Raw genomic sequence first — 20,921 nt, 5'->3', positions numbered from 1 at the left:
ATGTTCGGTCGAGTTGATTTATGGTCGGTTTCGACTTTTTTTCGACGTGGCGTAGTTGTGACCGAACCCCTGCCTTCAGGAGCCGCACATGGACCTCTCCCCGTCGGGTCTCTCTCTTCCCGCGACCAGCCGTCGCAGTCTGCTGCGTGGTGTGGGTGGCGCAGCCCTGCTCGCGGGTGCGGGCATACCCCTGCTGTCCGCGTGTGGCAGCAGTGGGTCCTCCTCGGACCCGAAGACCGTCAGTCTCGGCTCCAACTCCTCCGACGCGGTGCCCAAGAAGGCCTTCGCGGAGATCTACGCCGCCTTCACCAAGAAGTCCGGCATCAAGGTCGACGTGAACACGAAGGACCACAACACCTTCCAGGAGCAGATCAACTCCTACCTCCAGGCCACGCCGGACGACGTGTTCACCTGGTTCGCGGGCTACCGCATGCAGTTCTTCGCGGCGAAGAAGCTCGCGACCCCGATCGACGACGTGTGGACGAAGATCGGCGGGAACTTCCCCGACGCGATGAAGCAGCTGTCCAAGGGCGAGGACGGCAAGTACTACTTCGTGCCGCTTTACACGTACCCGTGGGCGCTCTTCTACCGCAAGAGCGTCTTCCAGCAGCACGGCTACAAGGTCCCCACGACGTGGGACCAGCTGGTGGCGCTGTGCAAGCAGATGAAGAAGGACGGCCTGGTTCCGATCGCGTTCGGTGACAAGGACGCGTGGCCGGCGATGGGCACCTTCGACCAGATCAACTTCCGGCTCAACGGCTACGACTTCCACAAGTCGCTGATGGCGGGCAAGGAGGCGTGGACGGACCCGAAGGTCAAGGCGGTCTTCGACCACTGGTCCGAGCTGCTGCCCTACCACCAGGACGGCTTCATGGGCCGCACCTGGCAGGACGCCGCGCAGACGCTGGTGTCGAAGAAGGCGGGCATGTACGTCCTCGGTTCCTTCGTGGCCCAGCAGTTCACCAACAAGGCCGACCTCGACGACCTGGACTTCTTCCCCTTCCCGGAGATCAACCCGCAGTTCGGGCAGGACACCGTCGAGGCACCCACCGACGGCTTCATGGTCTCCAAGGCGCCCAAGAACCACGCCGGTGTCACCAAGCTGATGGAGTTCCTGGGCACGCCGGAGGCCGAGCAGATCTACCTCAAGGCCGACTCCAGCGTGGTGGCCGCCTCCAGCAAGGCCGACACCTCGTCGTACACGCCGCTGCAGAAGAAGGCGTACGACATGATCAGCAACGCCAAGAGCCTCACCCAGTTCATGGACCGCGACTCGCGGCCCGACTTCACCTCGACGGTGATGCAGCCGGGTCTGCAGAAGTTCCTCCAGAACCCCAAGGGCGTCGACAGCCTGCTGTCCTCGATCGAGCGCCAGAAGAAGACGATCTTCGCGTCCTCATGAGCTCCGATACCTCCACGAAGACCCCGGAGGCGGCCGCCGTGCCGCCTCCGGGGCCCGCGCCTGTCCACACGCGGGTCCCGCAGGGGCACAAGCGCCTGCTGACCCGCCGTGACCGCATCACGCTCGGCTTCATGGCCGGCGTGCCCACCTTCCTGCATGTGGCCCTGGTGTGGGTGACGGCCCTCGCGTCGATCGCGCTGGCGTTCACCACCTGGGACGGCATCGGCTTCGACTCGATCAAGTGGGTCGGACTGGACAACTTCAAGCAGTTGTTCACCGACAACCCGCAGTTCTGGCCGGCCGTCCAGCACAACATCATCTGGTTCGTGGTGCTCATCCTGATCCCCACCCCGATGGGCCTGTTCCTGGCCGTCCAGCTGGACAAGAAGATCCGCTTCAGCCGGGTGTACCAGACCGCGTTCTTCCTGCCGGTCGTGGTCTCGCTGGCGGTGACCGGTTTTGTGTGGCAGCTGGTCTACAACCCCGACACGGGCCTGATCAACAGCCTGATCGGGGCGAACAAGCCGGGCCACTACATCGACTGGATCGGCGACCCGCACCTGAACCTGTGGGCGGTGCTGATCGCCGCGTCCTGGCGGCACACCGGCTACATGATGATCCTCTACCTGGCCGGCCTCAAGGGCGTCGACCCGTCGCTGCGCGAAGCGTCCTCGCTGGACGGCGCGAACGAGTGGCAGACCTTCAAGAACGTCATCTTCCCCACCCTGCGCCCGACCAACACGGTCGTCCTGGTCGTCACGATCATCGAGGCGCTGCGCGCGTTCGACCTGGTGTTCGTCTTCAACAAGGGCGCGCAGGGCACCGAGCTGCTGTCGATCCTGATCACCAACAACATCATCGGCGAGTCCAGCCGGATCGGTTACGGCTCCGCGATCGCGGTCGTCCTGCTGGTCATCTCCCTCGCGGTCATCATCCCGTATCTGATCGCGACCTTCCGGAAGGAGCGGCGCGCATGAGCACGGCTGTCATCGCGAAGAAGCGCACGCCGGTCCGCCCGGCCCGGATCCTGCTGCACACGTTCCTCGTGGTCACCGCGCTGGCCTGGCTGGCCCCGCTGCTGTGGGCCGTCTTCGCGGCCCTGCGGCCGTACTCGGAGACCAGCAACCGGGGCTACGTCTCCTGGCCGCACAAGCTGAGCCTGGAGAACTTCACCAACGCCTTCCAGCAGTCGGACATGCTGCACTACTTCGGCAACACGCTGATCATCGCGGTCCCGGCCGTGCTGATCACGCTGCTGCTGTCGTCGATGGTGGCCTTCTACGTCAGCCGCTTCGACTTCCGGCTGAACATCTTCCTGCTGCTGGTGTTCACCGCGGGCAACCTGCTGCCGCAGCAGGTCATCATCACCCCGCTGTACCGCATGTACCTGCTGATCGACCTGCCCGGCATCACCGTCAGCGGCAAGCTGTACGACTCCGCGCTCGGCCTGGTGCTGATCCATGTGGCGTTCCAGTCCGGGTTCTGCGCCTTCGTGCTGTCCAACTACATGCGGATGCTGCCGCACGAGCTGACCGAGGCCGCCCTGGTCGACGGGGCGTCGGTGTGGCGGATGTACTGGCAGATCGTGCTGCCGCTGTGCAAGCCCGCCATGGCCGCCCTGGCCACCCTGCTGTCCATCTGGATCTACAACGACTTCTTCTGGGCGATCGTGCTGATCTCCACCGGCGAGAACATGCCGATCACCAGCGCGTTGAACAACCTCTCCGGGCAGTACTTCACCGACCCCAACCTGGTCGCCGCGGGCGCCCTGCTCACCGCGATCCCCACCCTGATCGTGTACTTCGTACTGCAGCGCCAGTTCGTCAGCGGACTGACCCTGGGCGCCAACAAGGGCTGACGCCCTCCCTCTTGAAAGAGACCTCCGTGCAGCACCACCCCTTCACCGCCGTCGCCTCCGTCCCCGTGGACCCGGCCAACGCCCGGGTCCACGAGGAGGGCTGGCAGTCCTGGAGTCCCAGTGGCGCCTACGCCCTCGGCGACAAGCCGTACCGCCCGACCAACGACAACTGGGCGACCGTCTGCTACCGCCCCGGCGTGACCGCCCCCGAGGGCACCTTCCAGGGCGAGGGCCTGCTGGCGCTCGACCCCGGCGACGGCTCTCCGGCCCGTCTGTGGGCGGCCGTCGACCCCGTCGCCGAGGTGCCGTCCATCCGTCTGACCGTGACGGACGGCATCGCGGAGGTCACCGCCGACGGCGCGGTGAAGGAGTGGACGGGGACGGACGTCCAGGAGGTACTCGGCAGTTGGGCCGAGGGCCTCGGCGTCGAGCCCCCGCGTCCGGCGCCGACCGTCTGGTGCTCCTGGTACGAGTACTTCACGAACGTCACCGAGGACGACATCCACGAGAACCTCCGTGCGATGGACACCCTCGACCTGCCGATCGACGTGGTCCAGATCGACGACGGCTACCAGAAGGCCTTGGGCGACTGGCTCACCCTCTCGGGCCGCTTCCGCTCCCGCCAGGGCATCGCGGACGCCATCCGGGCCCGCGGCCGCCGGGCCGGTATCTGGACCGCCCCCTTCCTGGTCGACCCGGCGAGCGACCTGGCCACCGAGCACCCCGACTGGCTGGTCCGCGACACCACCGGCGGCTTCACCCACGCCGGCCGCAACTGGGGCCACGACCTGCGCGTCCTGGACACCACGCACCCCGAGGCGGCGGCGTATCTGACCGAGGTCTTCCGCACCCTGAGCACCGAGGGCTACGACTACTTCAAGGTCGACTTCCTGTACGCGGGCGCGCTGGACGGTGTACGCCACAAGGAGGTCGACGCCCTCACCGCGTACCGCGAGGGCATCGAGCTGATCCGCGAGGCGATCGGCCCGGACGCGTACCTGCTGGGCTGCGGCGCGCCGATCCTGCCCTCGATCGGCCTGTTCGACGCGATGCGGGTGAGCCCGGACACGGGCCCGCACCGCCGCCCCGAGGCCGACGACTTCAGCCAGCCCGGCCAGGACCCGGCCGAGTTCACCGGCGCCGGACGCCAGTGGCAGCACGGCCGCCTCTGGGTCAACGACCCCGACTGTCTGATGGCCCGCCCGGCCGTGGAGACACGGGAGCGCTGGGCGGCGCACGTGGAGGCGACCGGCGGCCTGATGGCCTCCAGCGACCGCCTCCTGTCCCTGGACGAGTGGGGCGTGGCCACCACCCGCCGTCTGCTCTCGGGAGGTGAGCGATGACCCGCGCCCTGAACGTGCCCGGCATCGCCTACGGCGGCGACTACAACCCCGAGCAGTGGCCCGAGGAGGTCTGGGCCGAGGACATGCGGCTGATGGCCGAGGCCGGGGTCACCATGGTCAGCGTCAACATCTTCTCCTGGGCGCTGCTGGAACCCTCCGAGGGCACGTACGACTTCTCGCGCCTCGACCGCATCCTCGACCTGCTGCACGCCCACGGGATCGCCGCCGACCTGGCGACCCCGACGGCGGCCCCACCGGCCTGGTTCTTCGTCAAGCACCCCGAAGCGCTGCCGGTGGACAAGGACGGCCGCAGACTGTCGTACGGCAGCCGCCAGACGTTCTGCCCGTCGAGCCCCGCCTACCGCGAGGCGGCCCTGCGCATGGCCGGCGAGCTGGCCCGGCGCTATGCCGACCACCCGGCGGTCGTGATGTGGCACATCCACAACGAGTACGGCTGCCACAACGCGGAGTGCCACTGCGACGTGAGCGCGGAGGCGTTCCGTGCCTGGCTCCAGGACCGCTACGCGAGCCTGGACGCCCTCAACCACGCCTGGGGCACCACCTTCTGGAGCCAGTGGTACTACCACTGGGACCAGATCCTGCCGCCGCGCGCGACGGGCGCGGTCCCGAACCCGACCCACCGGCTGGACTGGCGCCGCTTCTGCAGCGACGCCCTGCTCTCGCTGTACGAGGCCGAGCGGGACGTCCTGCGGGAGGCCGCCCCGGAGACCCCCGCCACCACCAACTTCATGGTGATGTTCAACTTCGACGCCCTGGACTACTGGCGCTGGGCGCCCGAGCTGGACATCGTCTCCAATGACCACTACCTCCAGTCCGCCGACCCCGAGTCGCAGATCGACATCGCCCTCAGCGGCGACCTGGTCCGCTCGCTCGCGGGCGGCCCGTGGCTGCTCATGGAGCACTCCACGGGCGCGGTGAACTGGCAGCCCGTCAACCGCGCCAAGACGGCGGGTGAGTTGCGCCGCAACGCCCTCGCCCATGTGGCGCGCGGCGCCGACGGCATCGCCTACTTCCAGTGGCGGGCGGCGAAGGCGGGCGCCGAGCAGTGGCACTCGGCGATGCTGCCGCACGCGGGCACCGACAGCCGGATCTGGCAGGACGTGGTGCAACTGGGCGCGGACCTGCGGGCGTTGGCGGAGGTGCGGGGTGCCGTCGGCACCGCCGAGGTCGCCATCGTCTGGGACTGGAACGCCCGTTGGGCCATGGAACTCCCCTCGCAGCCCAGCGGCGAGCTGCACTTCCAGGACCTGGTCCGGGCCTGGTACGAGCCCCTGTGGCGGTCGGGCGTGGCGGTGGACTTCGTCCGCCCGGACGCGGACCTGTCGCCGTACCGCCTGGTCCTGGCCCCTTCCCTGTATCTGATCGACGACGCGGGTGCGGCCAACCTGACCGGCTTCGCGGAGCGCGGCGGCACTCTGGCGGTCGGCTTCCACAGCGGGATGGTCGACGCCAACTGCCATGTGCGGCTGGGGGGTTACCCGGGCGCGTTCCGGGAGGCCCTCGGGGTGCGCACGGACGAGCTGTTCCCGCTGCTGCCCGGGCAGACGGTGGCCCTGAGCGACGGCACCACGGGCACGCTCTGGTCGGAGCGGGTACGGCTGGAGGGTGCTCAGGCGGTGACGTCGTACACGGACGGGCCGCTGGCCGGGGTGCCGGCGGTGACCCGCAACGCGTACGGCACGGGCACGGCCTGGTACGTGGCCACCCACCCGGACCCGGAGGCCCTCACCGGCCTCCTGGAGCGCATCCGCGTGGAGGCCGGGGTGGAACCGGTGCGCTCCGCTCCGGCGGGCGTGGAGGCGGCCCTGCGGCGTGGCGCCGAGGCCGACTACCTCTTCCTGATCAACCACACGGACCAGGACGCCGAGGTCGCCGTCTCCCCGGAGGCGACCGAGCTGCTGTCCGCGAAGCCGGTGCCCGGCGGGAGGGTGACGGTGGCGGCCAGGGAGGTCGTGGTGGTGCGGGAGCCGCGGGCGGGTACCCGGTAGCGAAGTCGCCGGAGCCTCCCCGAGCGAGGTGAGCCGTCATGCCGGAGCTGCCGGACGTCGAGGGTTTCCGGAAGGTCTTCGTGGACTGCGCGAAGGGGAGGCTGATCCGGCACGTCGACGTCCGTGACGCGGGCGTGCTGCACGGGGTGGGCGCGCGGCGGCTGCGGGAGGCGCTGGAGGGCCGCCGCTTCACTGGGGCGGAGCGCCACGGGAAGTGGCTCCTGGCCCGCACCGGCGGGCCCACCCTCGTGTTCCACTTCGGCATGACCGGCTTGCTGGTCTGCGCCCGCCCGGACGAGGAGGCCGCGCCCCACGACCGCGTCCTGTTCACGGTGGGCGCGGACCGCCAGCTGCGCTACCGCGACCAGCGCAAGCTCCAGGGCCTGTGGCTGGCCGAGGACGAACCCGCTGTCGAACGGCTGCTGGCGCGCCAGGGCCCGGACGCGCTGGCCGTGGACCGCGAGCGGTTCGAAGCCGCGCTCTGCGCCCGCCGCGGCACGATCAAGACGGTCCTCACCGATCAGTCCGTCGTCGCCGGGCTGGGCAATCTGCTGGCCGACGAGATCCTCTGGCGCGCGAGAGTGCGTCCCGGCGTCCACTCGAACGACCTCACCGAGGCCGACCGCCGCCGCGTCTACACCCAGATGCGCAGCACGCTGCGCTCAGCGCTCCCCACCGGCCGCGTCCCACCCCGCGACTCCTGGCTCACCGGCCACCGCGACACGCCGTCCCCGCACTGCCCCCGCTGCGGCGAACCGCTGCGCCGCTCCCGTCTGGGGGGCCGTACGACGGTGTGGTGCGCGAAGTGTCAGTAGATCGTGCGCAGGCCGTCGTCAGCTCATGCAGAGGCCGTCGTTCGGGCAGAAGATGACGTCGACGGGGTTGTAGCCGGAGGCCACGGTCAGGCGCGCCGGTTCGGGGCCGATGTTGAGGTACGAACCCGGATCGGGCGTGGCGGTGAAGGTGACCGTCGTTCCGACGGGGAAGACCGCGTCGCACGTGCCGGTCTGGTCCGGTGCCTGCGCGTTGTCGGCGTAGGGGTCCCACGCCGTGATGTGGCAGTTGATCCCGGCCGGACTGCTGGTGAGGCGTCCGCCGCCCCAACCGTCGCCGATCCATGCGTACACATGACCCGTCTGGGTCTGGGCGGGCGCGGCGTGAACCGGGGCGGCGGTGCCGAGAGCGGCCGCGGAGGCGAGCGCGGCCGCGACCACGAGCGCACGCCAGGAGGTGCCGACGCGTCGGCGCGGGGAGGTCACGGCGGGTTCGGCCGTCGCGCGGGTGTCTGGGTTGCTGGTCATGGAGGGCTCCTGTTCCGATCCCTCCATCGTCGACCGCGGCCCGGAGCGGAGCCCATCCCAGAAATGTGGGGAATTGCGTCGTACGCTCGAAACATGGCGGTTCCTGTCGCCTACGCGCGGTCGCACGAGCGTGTCGTCCGCCTCTGCGAGGCCGGTGGCGACTCCCGGGACCTGCGTGTGCGGCTCCTCGACGAGCTGCGCACCGCCACCGGCTTCGACGCTTACGCCTTCCTCCTCACCGACCCCGAGACCGCCGTGGGCTGCTCACCGGTGGCTGATGTGCCGTGCCTGCCGGAACTGCCCAGGATGACCCGTCTCAAGTACCTGAGCGCGATCGGACGCTGGACGGCACTCGACGGCATCGCCCTGCTCAGCGAGCTCCCCGACCGCTCCGGCAGCCTGTTGTGGCGTGAGCTGCTGCACGGCTACGGCGTGCGGGACATCGCCTCGATGGTGTTCAGGGACCGCTTCGGCTGCTGGGGCTTCCTCGACCTGTACCGCTACGACGGGGGCTTCAGCGCCGCGGAGGCCGAGTACCTGGCCCGCCTCACCGCCCCCGTGACCACCGCCCTGCGCCGCAGCCAGGCGGAGACCTTCGTCGTGCGTCCGTCCGGCGCGCCGCGCCCGGGCCCGCTGGTGCTGCTGCTCTCCCCCGACCTGCGGGTGCTTGCCCGGACTCCGGAGACGTACGCCTATCTGAGCCTGCTGGTGCCGCCCGAGCACGCTCGCCCGGAGGTGCCCGCGAGCGCCTACGACGTCGCCGCCCAGTTGCTGGCCGTGGAGGCCGGGGTCGATACGAACCCGCCGCGCTCGCGGGTCCACCTGGCGGACGGCCTGTGGCTGACCCTGAGCGCCGCCCGGATCGGCGACGCGGCACCACCCGCCCGGCGGCGGGCCATCGCCGTCACCATTGAGGAGACCTCACCGGCCGAGCGGCTCGCCGTGTTCGCCAGGGCCCACGCCCTGAGCCCCAGGGAGAGCGTCCTGCTCGGCCACCTGGCGAAGGGCGGCGACAGCCACGAGCTGGCCGACCGGATGTCCCTCTCGGAGCACACCGTGCAGGACCACCTCAAGTCGATCTTCGCCAAGACGTCCACCAACAACCGCGGAATGCTGCTCGCCCGCGCCCTCGGAGCGTGAGCCTCAGCCGATCGGGTGCGACACCGCGGGCGCACGAGTGTTTCGTGACCGAGGGGTACTCGCCGCGTGCGCTCCGGGCAAGGGATGCCGGGAGCAGGCGGTGTCGAAGGGAGAGCGGCCGTGAGGTGGGTGCCGTACGAGGAAGCCGTCGGCCGCGCCATGGGCCCGTCGTGACCGCCGCAGGACCGGCTCGCCCGTCCCACCCCGGGGAGCGGCTGGCGGACGCGGTGGACGCCCGGCTGCCCCTGTACGACGGGGGCGGCCGGCTGCTGCGCAAGGCGTTCCCGGACCACTGGTCGTTCCTGCTCGGCGAGTTGGCGCTGTACAGCCTGCTCGTCCTGGTGGTGACCGGCGTGTGGCTGACCCTCTTCTTCAAGCCGGAGATGCGGGAGGTCGTCTACGACGGGCCGTACCTCCCGCTGCGGGGTGTGCGCATGTCGCAGGCCTTCGACTCCACCCTGCACATCAGCTTCGACGTACGGGGCGGACTGCTGATCCGTCAGCTGCACCACTGGGCCGCCCTGGTGTTCGTCTTTGCGATCGGCCTCCATCTGCTGCGGATCTTCTTCACCGGTGCCTTCCGCAGGCCGCGGGAGCTGAACTGGGTCATCGGCGTCACCCTGTTCGTGCTCGCCCTGGCCGAGGGCTTCGCCGGCTACTCCCTGCCGGACGACCTGCTCTCCGGCACCGGTCTGCGGATCGCCGAGGGGATCATGCTGTCCATCCCGGTGGTGGGGACGTACGTCGCCTTCTTCGTCTTCGGATCCCAGTTCCCGGGCCACGACGTCATCCCGCGGCTGTACAGCCTGCATGTGCTGCTGCTGCCGGGGGCGTTGATCGCCCTCGTCACGCTGCACCTGATCCTCGTCTTCCACCTCAAGCACACCCACTGGCGCGGCCCGGGGCGCACGAACGCGAACTCCGTCGGAAGGCCCCTCCACCCGAGCTTCACGGCCTCCTCCGCCGGCCTGTCCCTGACCGTGTTCGGGGTGCTGGCCGTCCTCTCCGGCGTCGCGCAGATCAACCCGGTCTGGGTGTACGGCCCCTACCAGCCGGACCAGGTTTCCACCGGGTCCCAGCCCGACTGGTACGTCGGCTTCCTGGAGGGCGCGCTGCGGCTGGTACCGCCGTGGGAGACGACCGTCGCCGGCCACACCCTCATGTGGAACGTCCTGCTGCCGGCGGTCGTCCTGCCCGGACTGCTCTTCGCCGTCCTGTACGTCTACCCCTTCGTCGAGCAGCGACTGACCGGCGAGTGGCTCAGCGAACAGCACCTGTGCGACCGGCCCCGCGAACGGCCCGTCCGCACCGGCCTCGGCGTCGCGGGCATCACGTTCTACGGCGTCCTGCTGCTGGCCGGCGGCAACGACGTGCTCGCGGCCACCTTCCGCATCTCGGTCAACGCCCTGACCTGGATCCTGCGCATCGCCCTGATCGTGGGCCCGGTGCTCGCCTTCGTGGTCACCCGCGCGCTGTGCCACGCCCTCCTGGAGGCGGAACGCGAACGTCTCGCCGAGGGTGAGGAGACCGGCGAGGTGCGGCAGAGCGTGGCCGGGGGCTATGAGAGCGGCCACCGCCCCGTCACCGACTTCCGGCCCGGCGCGCCGCGTGCCCCGCTCAGTCCTGTGGAGCGGCACCCCGGTCCACGTACTGGAACACCAGACCAAGAACACCCCGGCCCAGCACGCCGAAGCCGATGAGGAACAGCCACAGGCCGTAGACCACCCCGGTCGCCGTGACCGCGAAACCGAACGCGGTGACGATCGGCCAGGGGCTGTGCGGCGGGAAGAACTCCAGCGGCCCGGCGGCGTCGGCCACCTCGGCGTCGCCGCGGTCCTGGGGGCGCCGGCCGTGCCGGGCGTACTGCACCGCGCAGAAGAACGACACCAGCCCTGCCATCGCGAACGCCACGACGAGCGCCGCGGTGCCGGCCGGGTCCCAGTGGGACCACACGCCGTAGAGCGCCGCCGAGCCGCCGAAGAAGACGGCCACGACACCGAAGAGCACGGCCTCCACCTTCACTGCAGTCCCTCCTGCCTGGCCTGCTGGACGACGTCGGGGTGGTGCAGGTCGAAGGCCGGGGACTCCGAGCGCACCCGGGGCAGCGCCGTGAAGTTGTGCCGTGGCGGCGGACACGAGGTGGCCCATTCCAGGCCCCGCCCGTACCCCCAGGGGTCGTCCTCCTCGACGGTCCGCCCGTGCCGGGAGGTGTGCCACACGTTGTAGAGGAACGGCAGCGTGGACACACCGAGGAGGAAGGCGCCCGTCGACGACAGGGTGTTGAGCAGGGTGAACCCGTCGGTCGGCAGATAGTCGGCGTACCGGCGGGGCATGCCCGACTCGCCCAGCCAGTGCTGCACGAGGAACGTCAGCTGGAACGCCGGGAACAGCAGCCAGAAGTGCAGCTTGCCCAGGCGCTCGTCGAGCATCCTCCCGGTGATCTTCGGCCACCAGAAGTAGAAGCCCGCGAACATCGCGAAGGCCACGGTGCCGAAGAGCACGTAGTGCAGATGGGCCACCACGAAGTACGAGTCGGTGACGTGGAAGTCGAGCGGCGGCGAGGCCAGCAGCACCCCGCTGAGGCCGCCCAGCAGGAACGACACCAGGAATCCGAGTGACCACAGCATCGGCGTCTCGAAGGAAACCGACCCGTTCACCATCGTCCCGATCCAGGCGAAGAACTTGATGCCCGTGGGCACCGCGATCAGGAACGACATGACCGAGAAGAACGGCAGCAGCACGGCCCCGGTGGCGAACATGTGGTGCGCCCACACCACCGCCGACAGCATGGTGATCGTGGTCGTCGCCCCGATCATCGGCAGATAGCCGAAGAGCGGCTTGCGCGAGAACACCGGGATGATCTCCGAGATGATGCCGAAGAACGGCAGCGCGACGATGTAGACCTCGGGATGCCCGAAGAACCAGAACAGGTGCTGCCACAGCAGGGCGCCGCCGTTGGTGGCGTCGAAGACGTGCGAGCCGAACTTCCGGTCGCACTCCAGGGCCAGCAGCGCCGCCGTGAGCACGGGGAAAGCGGGCAGCACCAGGATCGACGTGAACAGCACGTTCCAGGTGAACATCGGCATCCGGAACATCGTCATGCCCGGGGCGCGCAGACACAGGATCGTGGTGATGAAGTTGACCGCGCCCAGCGTGGTCGACACCCCGGTGACCACCAGCCCCATCACCCACAGGTCACCGCCCGCGCCGGGCGAGAAGTACGCGCTGTTCAGCGGCGCGTACGCGAACCAGCCGAACGCCGCCGCGCCGCCCGGCACCACGAACCCCGACACCACCATCAGACCGCCGAACAGATACATCCAGTACGACAGCGCGTTGAGCCGCGGGAACGCCACGTCCGGCGCGCCGATCTGCAGGGGCATCACGGCGTTCGCGAACCCGGCGAACATCGGAGTGGCGAACAGCAGCATCATGATCGTGCCGTGCTCGGTGAACAGCTGGTTGTAGGTGTGCTCGTTCATGAACTGGAGCCCCGGGCGGGCCAGTTCGGCACGCATGCCGAGGGCGAGCAGACCGCCGAGGAGGAAGAAGCAGAACGCGGTCACCATGTACAGCCGGCCGATCACCTTGTGGTCGGTCGTCGAGGCCCAGGCGAGCAGCGTGCGCCCCAGCGGGACGGCGGCGCCGCGAGACGCACGCCCCGCGCCTTCCTCGAGGCGCCTCGACGCTTGGGTCATTGTTCTCCTCAGCCGTGCCGAGAGCGAGAAGCGCCTCGCGGGTGCCCGCCCCGGCTGACGGGAAACCAGCGACTCCTCTGCGTGACGACGCTACCCACGCGCCGGTCGGCGCGAGGTCTGCCACGCCCGCCGTGCTTCGCACGGGCCTCATGGGGAACTCGCCGGGGCGAACGAGTTCCGACCCAGGCCGGTGTCCGAGCATGTCCAACCCACAGCAACCGGAGCAGCGACGCAGCGCCAAGGGCGGTGCCACACCGCAGCGCAGCGGCGAGCTGAAGGCACGGCAGGACCAGTCGAAGGGCGGCGGTCGTCCCCACGGCACGGACAAGGGCGCCAAGGGCGGCGGCAAGGGCGGGGGAGTGCCTCCGGACCAGCGGACCGACCACCCGTGACCGCGGTCGGCCGCGCCGACTGTCCGTCGTGATCGCCGACTGTCCGTCGTGATCAGGGCCTTGACGAAGAGCGGGCCACCCGCAGGGGGTGGGTGGCCACGGCCACCCCGTCCAGGGGGCGGGCCGTCTCGTCCTGGCCGTCCATGTCGGACCACCACTCGGGCCCGTCCTCCAGGTAGCGCAGCAGGATGCCCTCACGCAGGGCCCAGGGGCAGATGACGACGGTCTTCACACCGCTGAGCTTCATCACGGTGTGGCCGACGATCGCCCCCGCCAGGCTCTGCCGGGCCCGGGCCTTCGAGATGCCGGGCAGTTCGGCCCGCCGGCCGGCGGGCAGCGCGGCCAGCCGACCGATCGCGCGGCGCAGGTCGCTGCGGTGCAGGACGCGCTCGGCGAACGGGCCGCGGCGCCCCGGCGCGGCCCCGCACAGCCGCGCCAGCTGCTGGAACGTACGTGAGGTGGCGACGGCGGTCCGGGGATGCTCCCAGCGGATACGGGCGGAGGCGTCACGCAGCTGATGGCGCGCCCGGCGGCGCAGGGCAGTGGTCTCGGAGCTCCCCGGGGGGTCCGCCGCGTGCAGGAACTCCTTGGTGAGACGGTTGGCGCCCAACGGCAGGGAGACCGCGAACTCCGGCATCCTGCCCAGGCCGAAGGCGACCTCCAGGGAGCCGCCGCCGATGTCGAAGAGGGTGAGCGGGCCCGAGCGCCAGCCCATCCAGCACCGGGCGCCCAGATACGTCAGCCGGGCCTCCACGTCTCCCGGCAGAACCCGCAGGCTCAGCCCGGTCCGGTCGTGCACCGCCCGCAGGACGTCCGCCCGGTCGGGCGCGTCGCGCACCACGGAGGTGGCGAACACCAGGGGCTCCTGCGCGTCCCACCGGTCGGCCAACTCCGCGGCCGAACTCAAGGCCGTGAGCAGCCGCTCGGTGCCGGGCTCTCCGAGCCGGCCGTCGTCCTCCACCTGCTCGGACAGGCGCAGTTTCCACTTCGCGGTGTGCACCGGGAGCGGCACTCCCGCCTCCGCGTCGCTCACCTCAAGCCGGACCGTGTTCGAACCGACGTCCAGCACGCTCAGTCTCATGGACCCGGGGTACCCCGTCCCGGCGGCGCCAGTCCGCCAGCAGCCTGGCCGCCAGGGCGTCCTCCAGGTGGCCGGTCGTACGGATCCCGAAGACGACATCGCCCTCCAGGCCCGGTTCGCTCTCCAGCAGGCCGCCGACGACGTCATGCCGTACGACCTGTTCATGCACGGCGTCGGCCTCGACGTGCTCGGTGTAGAACCGCACGGCCGCCGGTCCGGCCCCGGCCCGGCGCATCGCTTCGGCGAGGCGGCGGGAGGCCGGGGACGAGGTCACCTCCACGGCGGCGAAGTGCCCGACGAGCGCGCCGCGCAGCGCCCGGTGCAGACCGAACAGGGACATCAGATTGACGGTGGCGAGCACCTCGGCGGGGGCGGCGTCGACATAGTGCCCGTACGCCGTCTCCAGCCCCAGGTCCGCCATGAGGTCGGCGTACAGCTGCGCATGGATCTCGTCCGCGCGGCCCGCGCCGAACTCGTCGAACTCGACCGCGACCATCGCCGCCTTGGCCCGCCCGTGCAGCCGGGGGATGACCCACGCGTGCGGATCCGCTTCCTTGAGGTGGTAGAGCGAGCGCAGGGCCGCATAGTCCCGCAGCCGGTCGAGATCGCCCTCGTCCCGCAGGAAGTGCGAGACGCTGCCCGCGCCGTCCACCGGCTCGACCTGCAGTTCGTCCAGCGCCTGTCGGGCCGTGTCGGTGCCGTCCACCGGCACGTCCGCGCGCAGGGCGCCCAGGAAGCGGTCCTCGATCGCACCGCGGCAGGCCAGCAGACCGCTGTCCCACTCGAACCCGTCGGGCACGCCCCGGAAGCCCTCGTAGTGCAGCTCGTAGAGGACGTAGAGGGCGAGCTGCAGGTCCTCGCCGTACGGCGCGCAGCGCGCCGGGGGCGGGATGCTCCCGGAGGCCGACCCGCGCAGCCGGTCCAGCACGGCGGCGGAGAGCGGGCCCCGCGGTTCGGGCAGGGGCGGTGGCCGGTGCCGCGACTGCTCCCGGGGGCGGGCGGGGCTCATTCGGGCCCGCCTTCGCAGGGGCGCCGGCCGCGGCGGCGGTGGCTGGTGTCGCACCAGGGGAACGTACGGCTGCGGCGGCAGGTGCAGACGGCCACGGTGAAGCGCCGGGAGACCGTCACCTCGCCGTTCTCGTCCACCACTTCGACCGGCCCCTCGATGAGCAGGGGCCCGTCGCGCTGGACGCGCACCCGGCGGGGCCGCTCAGGTGTGTTCGGCACGGATCACCACCAGCTCCTCCGTCGTACCGCCGGCCGTCAGGCCCCGATCGCGCAGCCAGCCGAGCCGTGAACGCAGCACGCGGCCGAACGGGAGCCGGGTCCGGTCCACGACCTCGGCACAGAGACCGGCGTCCGCGAGCCGGGCCAGCGTGGCGTCGATGCCGCACAGATGCGAGTGCACGATCAGCAGTGCGCCCGTCGGCCGCAGGAACGCCGACGCGGTGTCGCAGATGCGGTCGATCAGCAGCCGGCCGTCCGGACCCGCGTCCCAGGCCCGGGCGGCACCCACGGGCGGACCCTCGTCCTGGGCGGGCACATAGGGCGGGTTGGCGACCACGAGGTCGAAGCGGCGGCCGGGCACGGCCGAGGCCAGGTCGCCGTGGCGCACCCGCAGGGTCTGGCCGTTCAGCAGGGCGTTGAACCAGGTGGCCGCAACCGCCCGCCAGGAGATGTCGACCGCGGTGACCCGGCCGCCGAGCCGCGCCGCCTCCACCGCGAGCGCTCCGCTCCCGGTGCCCAGGTCCAGCACATCCGTATGTTCCGTGATCGCCTCGCGGCACATCGCCCGCCGCAGCAGCCGGGTGTCGGTCTGCGGGGGATAGACACCCCGCGGGACCCAGCAACGGGGCGGGGCGGCGACGATCGGGCGGCTGGTGGTCAGCGGTGTCTCCATCAGCCCGGAGCCTTCCACCGAGGACGAGTGCCACCGGGACGAACCGGCAGCGTCCCACGGGTACCCCTTGGCGACAGAAGTAACGACCGGCGCCGAAGGCACCACGATCCGCGAGGCCCTGCGCCTGCGCCGAATGCGCTGAAGGGTGCTCAACGTCCTGAACGCGAGGGGAGACCGGCCGCCACCGGTCTCCCCTTCGTCGGCGTACGCCTGACCGCGGTCTGCAGCGGTGGTGGCCCACTAGACGTCCTTGCAGGCCGCGGCCTTGAACTCCGCCAGGGAGGCGATGGCCGTGGATTCGTCGCCGTCGGCGGAGAAGTCGTCGTAGAGGACCTTGCCCGGGGTGAGCCGGGTCCGATCGGTCAGGGCGAAAGAGACACTGCCGGACGACCACGAGTTGTCCTTCGTCCAGCCGTAAAGGACGTACGTGGTCCTGGCGTCGAGCCGAGTGAGCGCTGTGGTCGTGGTCCAGCCCGCGGCAGGAGCATCGAGGGGCCATGTGGTGATGCCGGCCTTGAGGGGCCGGTCGGCGGTCCATGAGCCGACGGTCCGCTCGTCGTCGACATCGTCGCTGCCCACGTAGAGGGTCGCGCCGTCGATCTGATGCCCGCAGACCATCATGACGCCGAGCAGACGGCCGTCCTCGGTCACGGAGATGCCGGCGACGGCATCGATGGGAACCGTGCACCCTGCTGTCGCGGTCAGGGCCAGGCCGGCCGTGACGAGGCCGACGACGCGGCGGAACGCCGGCGGTGGAACGGTCGTCCGCATGGAGCCCCCCTGCCCCCGGGGCCCGCTGTCAGGTCCCCTCACACCCAAGGATGCTAAGGACGTCGCCCGTCGAGCAGGAGCGCTGCCACCTACACGTTGCGCCCTCGTTGTGACCTCGTGGCCCACGGCCGAGGGGCGATGTGCCGACTGCGGCACGGGCCCGGTGAGGTGCGTCAGGAGGCTGCCGGCTCGTAGGCGCTGATCACGTACAGGGCTTCGTCGTCGATGGCGTTCTCGTCCCGGTCCAGGGTGATCCGCAGGGGGTGCCCGTCGGCCGCGTACTCCGCCTTAGCGGTGTGCGCGTCGTCGCTGCGGGCCTTGGCCAGCCTCTTCAACAGCTCGCCGATCGTGGGGATTTCACCGGGCAGTTCCCGCACCTGTCGTCGGCTGTCCTCGTCGACGCCGTCCGCCTCCGTCACCTTGCCGTCGCGGACCTCGACCCGGAAGGTCCCGGCCAGGACCTGGGTGGTGGAGGTCAGCGTGTACGTGTACGAGACGGGCTCCCGCCAGGTCGTCGTGGCGGGAGCGGTGTGGCTCTTCGGCCCACCGGAACCGCATGCGGCGGTCGCGCACAGCACGGCCCCGGCCAGCGCGGTGACGGAGAGGGCCCGGGCGGGAGAGCGTACGGCGGCCATGACGGCTCCTTCGAGGACGGCTACCGCTACGACGCGGCTCCGCCCGCCGACGTTCGGACGAACTCGCGAGCAGCTCGCGCGCCGAAGATATTTCCACAGGTCAGCGGCATGTTAACGGGCATGACAACGGTCACCGATGCAGCCTTTGGTGATTCGCGTACGCATGCGTTTCACTGCGGACACGGCACCCGTCACAAGGGGGAAGACGTCAGCATGAGCGATCACGGCCACGACCACGAGCATGGCTCGGGACACGATCACGGCGGGGGCGGTCACGCCGGTCACTCCCACGGGGTCTCGGCGGACGCCGACCGCCGTTGGCTGACCATCGCGCTCACCCTGATCACCGCGTTCATGGCGGTCGAGGTCGTCATCGGCGTCGTCGCGAGCTCACTGGCCCTGATCTCGGACGCGGCGCACATGCTGACCGACGCGGCCTCGATCGTGCTGGCCCTCGTCGCGATGCGGCTCGCGGCCCGGCCCGCCCGCGGCGGTTTCACCTACGGCCTCAAGCGCGCCGAGATCCTCTCCGCACAGGCCAACGGCCTGACCCTGCTGCTGCTCGCGACCTGGCTGGCGTACGAGGGCGTGCGCCGGCTGATCAGCCCGCCGAACGTCGAGGGCGGCCTGGTCCTGGCCACCGCGCTGGCCGGGATCGTGGTCAACGTCGCCGCCGCCTGGTGTCTGTCGAAGGCCAACCGCACCTCTCTCAACGTCGAGGGCGCCTTCCAGCACATCCTCAACGACCTGTACGCCTTCATCGGCACCGCCGTCGCCGGCCTGATCGTCCTGCTCACCGGCTTCGCCCGCGCCGACGCCATCGCCTCCCTCGTCGTGGTCGTCCTCATGCTCAAGGCCGGCATCGGGCTGGTCCGCGAATCCGGCCGGATCTTCCTGGAAGCCGCCCCCGCCGGCCTGGACCCCGACGCCATCGGAGACGAACTGGCCGCCCAGCCGTCCGTCGTGGAGATCCACGACCTGCACGTGTGGACGATCACCTCCGGCCAGCCCGCCCTCTCCGCCCACGTCCTGGTCGAGCCGGGCGGCGACTGCCACGCCGTCCGCCGCGGACTGCAGCACCTCCTGCGCGAAACCCACGGCATCGGCCACGCCACCCTCCAGGTCGACCACCTCGGCGAGGACGCCGAAGCCGAGGAACTCCTGCAGATCACCGCCCACGCCGGAGAACCCGCAGAACCCGCAGAACACTGCGACGACGCCCACGGCCCCGTCCACCGGCCCGGACCGCACGAGCACTGATTCTTCGCGGTTCCGCGGGGAGAGGCGGTCGAGGCCGCCGCCGGGCCTGACCCACGGCAGCCCGCGGTCTCGGGCCGGGAATGCGCCCCGACCTGAACGGGCGCACGCTGGAGGAAAGCCCTGCGGTGCGCTCCAACCGCAGCAGAGCTGGTCCGGTAGCGGTTGCACGGGATCACAGGGTGGTGCGCAGATGAGTGCGCCGACAGCCGAGCGGTCGCCCGCTTGAGCGGGGCCCAGGTGTGTCGGGCCTTGGCGAAGGAGACGTACCGGTGAACCGTTACCCGCCGATAGCCGATCACGGCATGGTCGGTGATCTTCAGACCGCCGCGCTGGTGTCCTCCGAGGGATCGGTCGACTGGTGGTGCACGCCACGCTTCGACTCACCCAGCATCTTCGCCTCCCTGCTCGACGACGAGCGGGGAGGTTTCTGCCGGCTCGGCGCGGATCTTCCCGGTGCTGCCGAAGCCACGGTCCGGCAGCTCTATCTGTCGGACACCGCGGTGCTGGTCACCCGGTTCATGGCGGCCGGCGGGGTGGGCGAAGTGGCCGACTTCATGGAGCCGCTCCCCGCCTCGGCGCCGACCGACCGGCACCGCCTGGTCAGGGTGGTGCGGGTGGTGCGTGGCAGTCTGCCCTTCACCTTGGTGTGCCGGCCCCGCTTCGACTACGGACGGGCGGCCCACACCCTGGAGCACACCGACAGTGACTCGGTGGTCTTCCACGGCCCCGACCTGGATCTGCATCTGCAGGCGAGCCGACCCGTCGTGTTCCATGACGACGCCGGTGACATCACCGCCCGCTTCACCCTGGGAGCCGGGGAGGTCGCCGCCGTCGTGCTCACCAGTGTGTCGGGAGGCGGCGCCGCTCCGCCCCCGCTGTCACGGGAGTCCGTCCGCGCCGAGTTCGACGCCTGCCGGTCCTTCTGGCTGGGCTGGCTGCGCTCCTCCACCTACCGGGGCCGCTGGCGGGACATGGTCAACCGGGCGGCCATCACCCTCAAACTGCTCACCTATGCCCCGACCGGTGCACCGATCGCCGCCGCCACCGCGGGCCTGCCGGAGCAGATCGGGGGTGAGCGCAACTGGGACTACCGCTACACATGGATCCGTGACGCCTCGCTGTCCGTGCGGACGTTGAGCGATCTCGGCTTCACCGAGGAGGCGCAGGCCTTCCGCGACTGGCTGCGCGACCGTATCGCGGCCGGGCGCACCAAATCGGGCGAGCCCCTCCAGATCATGTACCGGGTCGACGGCGACCCCAGTCTGTCGGAGGAGATCCTCGATCACCTGGAGGGCTACCGGGGCTCGGCGCCGGTACGGATCGGCAACGGGGCGGCCGACCAGATCCAGCTGGACATCTACGGTGAAGCGGCCGACGCCCTGGCCGCGGCCGGTGAAGTCGGGGGCCTGCAGGGCTGGCGTGCCTTCGCGGGCATGCTGGACTGGCTGGCCGATACCTGGGACCGGCCCGACGAGGGCATCTGGGAGACCCGGGGCGGCCGCAAGGACTTCACCTACAGCCGTCTGATGACCTGGGTCGCCTTCGACCGGGGCGTCCGGGTGGCGACCCAGCACGCCCGGCCGGCCGACACCACCCGGTGGGCGCGGACCCGCGACACCGTCCTGGACCAGATCGTCGAACGCGGCTGGAGCCCGAAACGAGAAGCATTCGTACAGCACTACGACTCCGAGGTCCTGGACGCGTCGCTCCTGCTCATGCCGCGGGTCGGCTTCCTCTCACCGCGCGATCCGGCGTGGCTGAGCACCCTGGACGCCATGGACCGGGAACTGGTCAGCGACAGCCTCGTCTACCGCTACAACCCCGAAGCATCCCCGGACGGACTGCGCGGCTCCGAAGGCACCTTCAACCTGTGCAGCTTCCTCTACGTCGAAGCGCTCGCCCGCGCCGGCCGGCTGACCCAGGCGCGCTACGCCTTCGACAAGATGCTCACCTACGCCAACCACGTCGGCCTCTTCGCCGAGGAGATCGGCCCTTCCGGCGAGCAACTCGGCAACTTCCCCCAGGCGTTCACCCACCTCGCCCTGGTCACCGCCGCCATGGCACTGGACGAACAACTCGACACCCCGACGAACCGGCCGCACCCCGAATCGCCCTGGTCGGCGGTCTGAAG

The 20,921-nt window shown here is 70.5% G+C and carries 20 protein-coding genes; 11 read left to right on the top strand and 9 right to left on the bottom strand.

Annotation, left to right across the window (positions count from 1 at the left end; translation table 11 throughout):
- Positions 1-88: 88 nt before the first annotated feature.
- The 6 genes from ACWDAG_RS14960 to ACWDAG_RS14935 are packed head-to-tail and all read left to right on the top strand — an operon-like array spanning position 89 to position 7,427.
- Positions 89-1,402, top strand: a complete 1,314-nt coding sequence (locus ACWDAG_RS14960) for an ABC transporter substrate-binding protein (RefSeq protein ID WP_450696018.1) — start codon at positions 89-91, stop codon at positions 1,400-1,402.
- The gene (locus ACWDAG_RS14955; protein ID WP_450696017.1) at positions 1,399-2,379 is read left to right on the top strand and encodes a carbohydrate ABC transporter permease; all 981 of its coding nucleotides are present in this window, start codon (positions 1,399-1,401) and stop codon (positions 2,377-2,379) included. The genes ACWDAG_RS14960 and ACWDAG_RS14955 overlap by 4 nt, the downstream gene beginning before the upstream one ends.
- Positions 2,376-3,260 carry a carbohydrate ABC transporter permease gene (locus ACWDAG_RS14950; RefSeq protein WP_450696016.1) on the top strand — a complete coding sequence of 295 codons (885 nt, stop codon included), beginning with the start codon at positions 2,376-2,378 and terminating at the stop codon, positions 3,258-3,260. Before ACWDAG_RS14955 ends, ACWDAG_RS14950 begins: the two co-directional genes overlap by 4 nt.
- Positions 3,261-3,286: 26 nt before the next feature.
- Positions 3,287-4,603 (top strand): glycoside hydrolase family 36 protein, encoded by a 1,317-nt coding sequence (locus ACWDAG_RS14945; RefSeq protein ID WP_450696015.1) that lies wholly within the window; start codon positions 3,287-3,289, stop codon positions 4,601-4,603.
- Positions 4,600-6,612 (top strand): beta-galactosidase, encoded by a 2,013-nt coding sequence (locus tag ACWDAG_RS14940; RefSeq protein WP_450696014.1) that lies wholly within the window; start codon positions 4,600-4,602, stop codon positions 6,610-6,612. The genes ACWDAG_RS14945 and ACWDAG_RS14940 overlap by 4 nt, the downstream gene beginning before the upstream one ends.
- A 38-nt stretch (positions 6,613-6,650) precedes the next feature.
- On the top strand, positions 6,651-7,427 hold the full coding sequence (locus ACWDAG_RS14935; RefSeq protein ID WP_450696013.1) for an Fpg/Nei family DNA glycosylase: 777 nt from the start codon (positions 6,651-6,653) through the stop codon (positions 7,425-7,427).
- An 18-nt stretch (positions 7,428-7,445) separates the two neighbouring features.
- Here the strand turns inward: ACWDAG_RS14935 and ACWDAG_RS14930 are convergent, their stop codons facing one another.
- On the bottom strand, positions 7,446-7,913 hold the full coding sequence (locus ACWDAG_RS14930; protein ID WP_450696012.1) for a hypothetical protein: 468 nt from the start codon (positions 7,911-7,913) through the stop codon (positions 7,446-7,448).
- A 93-nt stretch (positions 7,914-8,006) separates the two neighbouring features.
- Between ACWDAG_RS14930 and ACWDAG_RS14925 the strand changes: the two genes are divergently transcribed.
- On the top strand, positions 8,007-9,053 hold the full coding sequence (locus ACWDAG_RS14925) for a helix-turn-helix transcriptional regulator (protein ID WP_450696011.1): 1,047 nt from the start codon (positions 8,007-8,009) through the stop codon (positions 9,051-9,053).
- 170 nt (positions 9,054-9,223) lie between these two features.
- Positions 9,224-10,753 carry a cytochrome bc1 complex cytochrome b subunit gene (gene qcrB, locus ACWDAG_RS14920; RefSeq protein ID WP_450696010.1) on the top strand — a complete coding sequence of 510 codons (1,530 nt, stop codon included), beginning with the start codon at positions 9,224-9,226 and terminating at the stop codon, positions 10,751-10,753.
- Here qcrB and ctaF read toward each other — a convergent pair.
- Together ctaF and ctaD are read right to left on the bottom strand one after the other, a co-directional pair.
- A complete protein-coding gene (ctaF, locus tag ACWDAG_RS14915) occupies positions 10,671-11,075 on the bottom strand; it encodes an aa3-type cytochrome oxidase subunit IV (RefSeq protein WP_450696009.1) in 405 nt (134 codons plus the stop codon). The two genes, qcrB and ctaF, sit on opposite strands and share 83 nt — an antisense overlap.
- A complete protein-coding gene (gene ctaD, locus ACWDAG_RS14910) occupies positions 11,072-12,751 on the bottom strand; it encodes an aa3-type cytochrome oxidase subunit I (protein ID WP_450696008.1) in 1,680 nt (559 codons plus the stop codon). Before ctaD ends, ctaF begins: the two co-directional genes overlap by 4 nt.
- Before the next feature lie 200 nt (positions 12,752-12,951).
- Between ctaD and ACWDAG_RS14905 the strand changes: the two genes are divergently transcribed.
- Positions 12,952-13,143 carry a hypothetical protein gene (locus ACWDAG_RS14905; protein WP_450696007.1) on the top strand — a complete coding sequence of 64 codons (192 nt, stop codon included), beginning with the start codon at positions 12,952-12,954 and terminating at the stop codon, positions 13,141-13,143.
- A 52-nt stretch (positions 13,144-13,195) separates the two neighbouring features.
- Here ACWDAG_RS14905 and ACWDAG_RS14900 read toward each other — a convergent pair whose 3' ends face one another.
- From ACWDAG_RS14900 to ACWDAG_RS14875, 6 genes are all read right to left on the bottom strand, one after another.
- The gene (locus tag ACWDAG_RS14900; protein WP_450696006.1) at positions 13,196-14,224 is read right to left on the bottom strand and encodes a Ppx/GppA phosphatase family protein; all 1,029 of its coding nucleotides are present in this window, start codon (positions 14,222-14,224) and stop codon (positions 13,196-13,198) included.
- Positions 14,178-15,233 (bottom strand): iron-containing redox enzyme family protein, encoded by a 1,056-nt coding sequence (locus ACWDAG_RS14895; RefSeq protein ID WP_450696005.1) that lies wholly within the window; start codon positions 15,231-15,233, stop codon positions 14,178-14,180. Before ACWDAG_RS14895 ends, ACWDAG_RS14900 begins: the two co-directional genes overlap by 47 nt.
- Positions 15,230-15,451, bottom strand: coding sequence for a CDGSH iron-sulfur domain-containing protein (locus ACWDAG_RS14890; RefSeq protein ID WP_450696004.1), 222 nt, complete (start codon positions 15,449-15,451; stop codon positions 15,230-15,232). Before ACWDAG_RS14890 ends, ACWDAG_RS14895 begins: the two co-directional genes overlap by 4 nt.
- The gene (locus ACWDAG_RS14885; protein ID WP_450696003.1) at positions 15,435-16,124 is read right to left on the bottom strand and encodes a HemK2/MTQ2 family protein methyltransferase; all 690 of its coding nucleotides are present in this window, start codon (positions 16,122-16,124) and stop codon (positions 15,435-15,437) included. The genes ACWDAG_RS14890 and ACWDAG_RS14885 overlap by 17 nt, the downstream gene beginning before the upstream one ends.
- A 240-nt stretch (positions 16,125-16,364) precedes the next feature.
- A complete protein-coding gene (locus ACWDAG_RS14880; RefSeq protein ID WP_450696002.1) occupies positions 16,365-16,895 on the bottom strand; it encodes a hypothetical protein in 531 nt (176 codons plus the stop codon).
- Positions 16,896-17,068: 173 nt separating this feature from the next.
- Positions 17,069-17,530 carry a DUF6174 domain-containing protein gene (locus ACWDAG_RS14875; protein ID WP_450696001.1) on the bottom strand — a complete coding sequence of 154 codons (462 nt, stop codon included), beginning with the start codon at positions 17,528-17,530 and terminating at the stop codon, positions 17,069-17,071.
- 213 nt (positions 17,531-17,743) lie between these two features.
- Here ACWDAG_RS14875 and ACWDAG_RS14870 point away from each other — a divergent pair, with 213 nt between their 5' ends.
- Entirely contained in the window at positions 17,744-18,790 is a 1,047-nt protein-coding gene (locus ACWDAG_RS14870; protein WP_450696000.1) for a cation diffusion facilitator family transporter, read from the top strand.
- Between the two features lie 269 nt (positions 18,791-19,059).
- Positions 19,060-20,919 (top strand): glycoside hydrolase family 15 protein, encoded by a 1,860-nt coding sequence (locus ACWDAG_RS14865; RefSeq protein ID WP_450695999.1) that lies wholly within the window; start codon positions 19,060-19,062, stop codon positions 20,917-20,919.
- Positions 20,920-20,921 lie beyond the last annotated feature (2 nt).

Source organism: Streptomyces sp. NPDC001157 (assembly GCF_053598255.1).
This window is presented reverse-complemented; position numbering and strand designations above follow the sequence as displayed.

What these genes read in the sequence shown, in the direction of transcription:
- ACWDAG_RS14960 (WP_450696018.1), top strand. Translation starts at nt 89, where the DNA reads ATGGACCTCTCCCCGTCGGGTCTCTCTCTTCCCGCGACCAGCCGTCGC.
- ACWDAG_RS14955 (WP_450696017.1), top strand. Translation starts at nt 1,399, where the DNA reads ATGAGCTCCGATACCTCCACGAAGACCCCGGAGGCGGCCGCCGTGCCG.
- ACWDAG_RS14950 (WP_450696016.1), top strand. Translation starts at nt 2,376, where the DNA reads ATGAGCACGGCTGTCATCGCGAAGAAGCGCACGCCGGTCCGCCCGGCC.
- ACWDAG_RS14940 (WP_450696014.1), top strand. Translation starts at nt 4,600, where the DNA reads ATGACCCGCGCCCTGAACGTGCCCGGCATCGCCTACGGCGGCGACTAC.
- ACWDAG_RS14935 (WP_450696013.1), top strand. Translation starts at nt 6,651, where the DNA reads ATGCCGGAGCTGCCGGACGTCGAGGGTTTCCGGAAGGTCTTCGTGGAC.
- ACWDAG_RS14930 (WP_450696012.1), bottom strand. Translation starts at nt 7,913, where the DNA reads ATGACCAGCAACCCAGACACCCGCGCGACGGCCGAACCCGCCGTGACC.
- ACWDAG_RS14925 (WP_450696011.1), top strand. Translation starts at nt 8,007, where the DNA reads ATGGCGGTTCCTGTCGCCTACGCGCGGTCGCACGAGCGTGTCGTCCGC.
- ctaD (WP_450696008.1), bottom strand. Translation starts at nt 12,751, where the DNA reads ATGACCCAAGCGTCGAGGCGCCTCGAGGAAGGCGCGGGGCGTGCGTCT.
- ACWDAG_RS14905 (WP_450696007.1), top strand. Translation starts at nt 12,952, where the DNA reads ATGTCCAACCCACAGCAACCGGAGCAGCGACGCAGCGCCAAGGGCGGT.
- ACWDAG_RS14900 (WP_450696006.1), bottom strand. Translation starts at nt 14,224, where the DNA reads ATGAGACTGAGCGTGCTGGACGTCGGTTCGAACACGGTCCGGCTTGAG.
- ACWDAG_RS14895 (WP_450696005.1), bottom strand. Translation starts at nt 15,233, where the DNA reads ATGAGCCCCGCCCGCCCCCGGGAGCAGTCGCGGCACCGGCCACCGCCC.
- ACWDAG_RS14885 (WP_450696003.1), bottom strand. Translation starts at nt 16,124, where the DNA reads ATGGAGACACCGCTGACCACCAGCCGCCCGATCGTCGCCGCCCCGCCC.
- ACWDAG_RS14880 (WP_450696002.1), bottom strand. Translation starts at nt 16,895, where the DNA reads ATGCGGACGACCGTTCCACCGCCGGCGTTCCGCCGCGTCGTCGGCCTC.
- ACWDAG_RS14875 (WP_450696001.1), bottom strand. Translation starts at nt 17,530, where the DNA reads ATGGCCGCCGTACGCTCTCCCGCCCGGGCCCTCTCCGTCACCGCGCTG.
- ACWDAG_RS14870 (WP_450696000.1), top strand. Translation starts at nt 17,744, where the DNA reads ATGAGCGATCACGGCCACGACCACGAGCATGGCTCGGGACACGATCAC.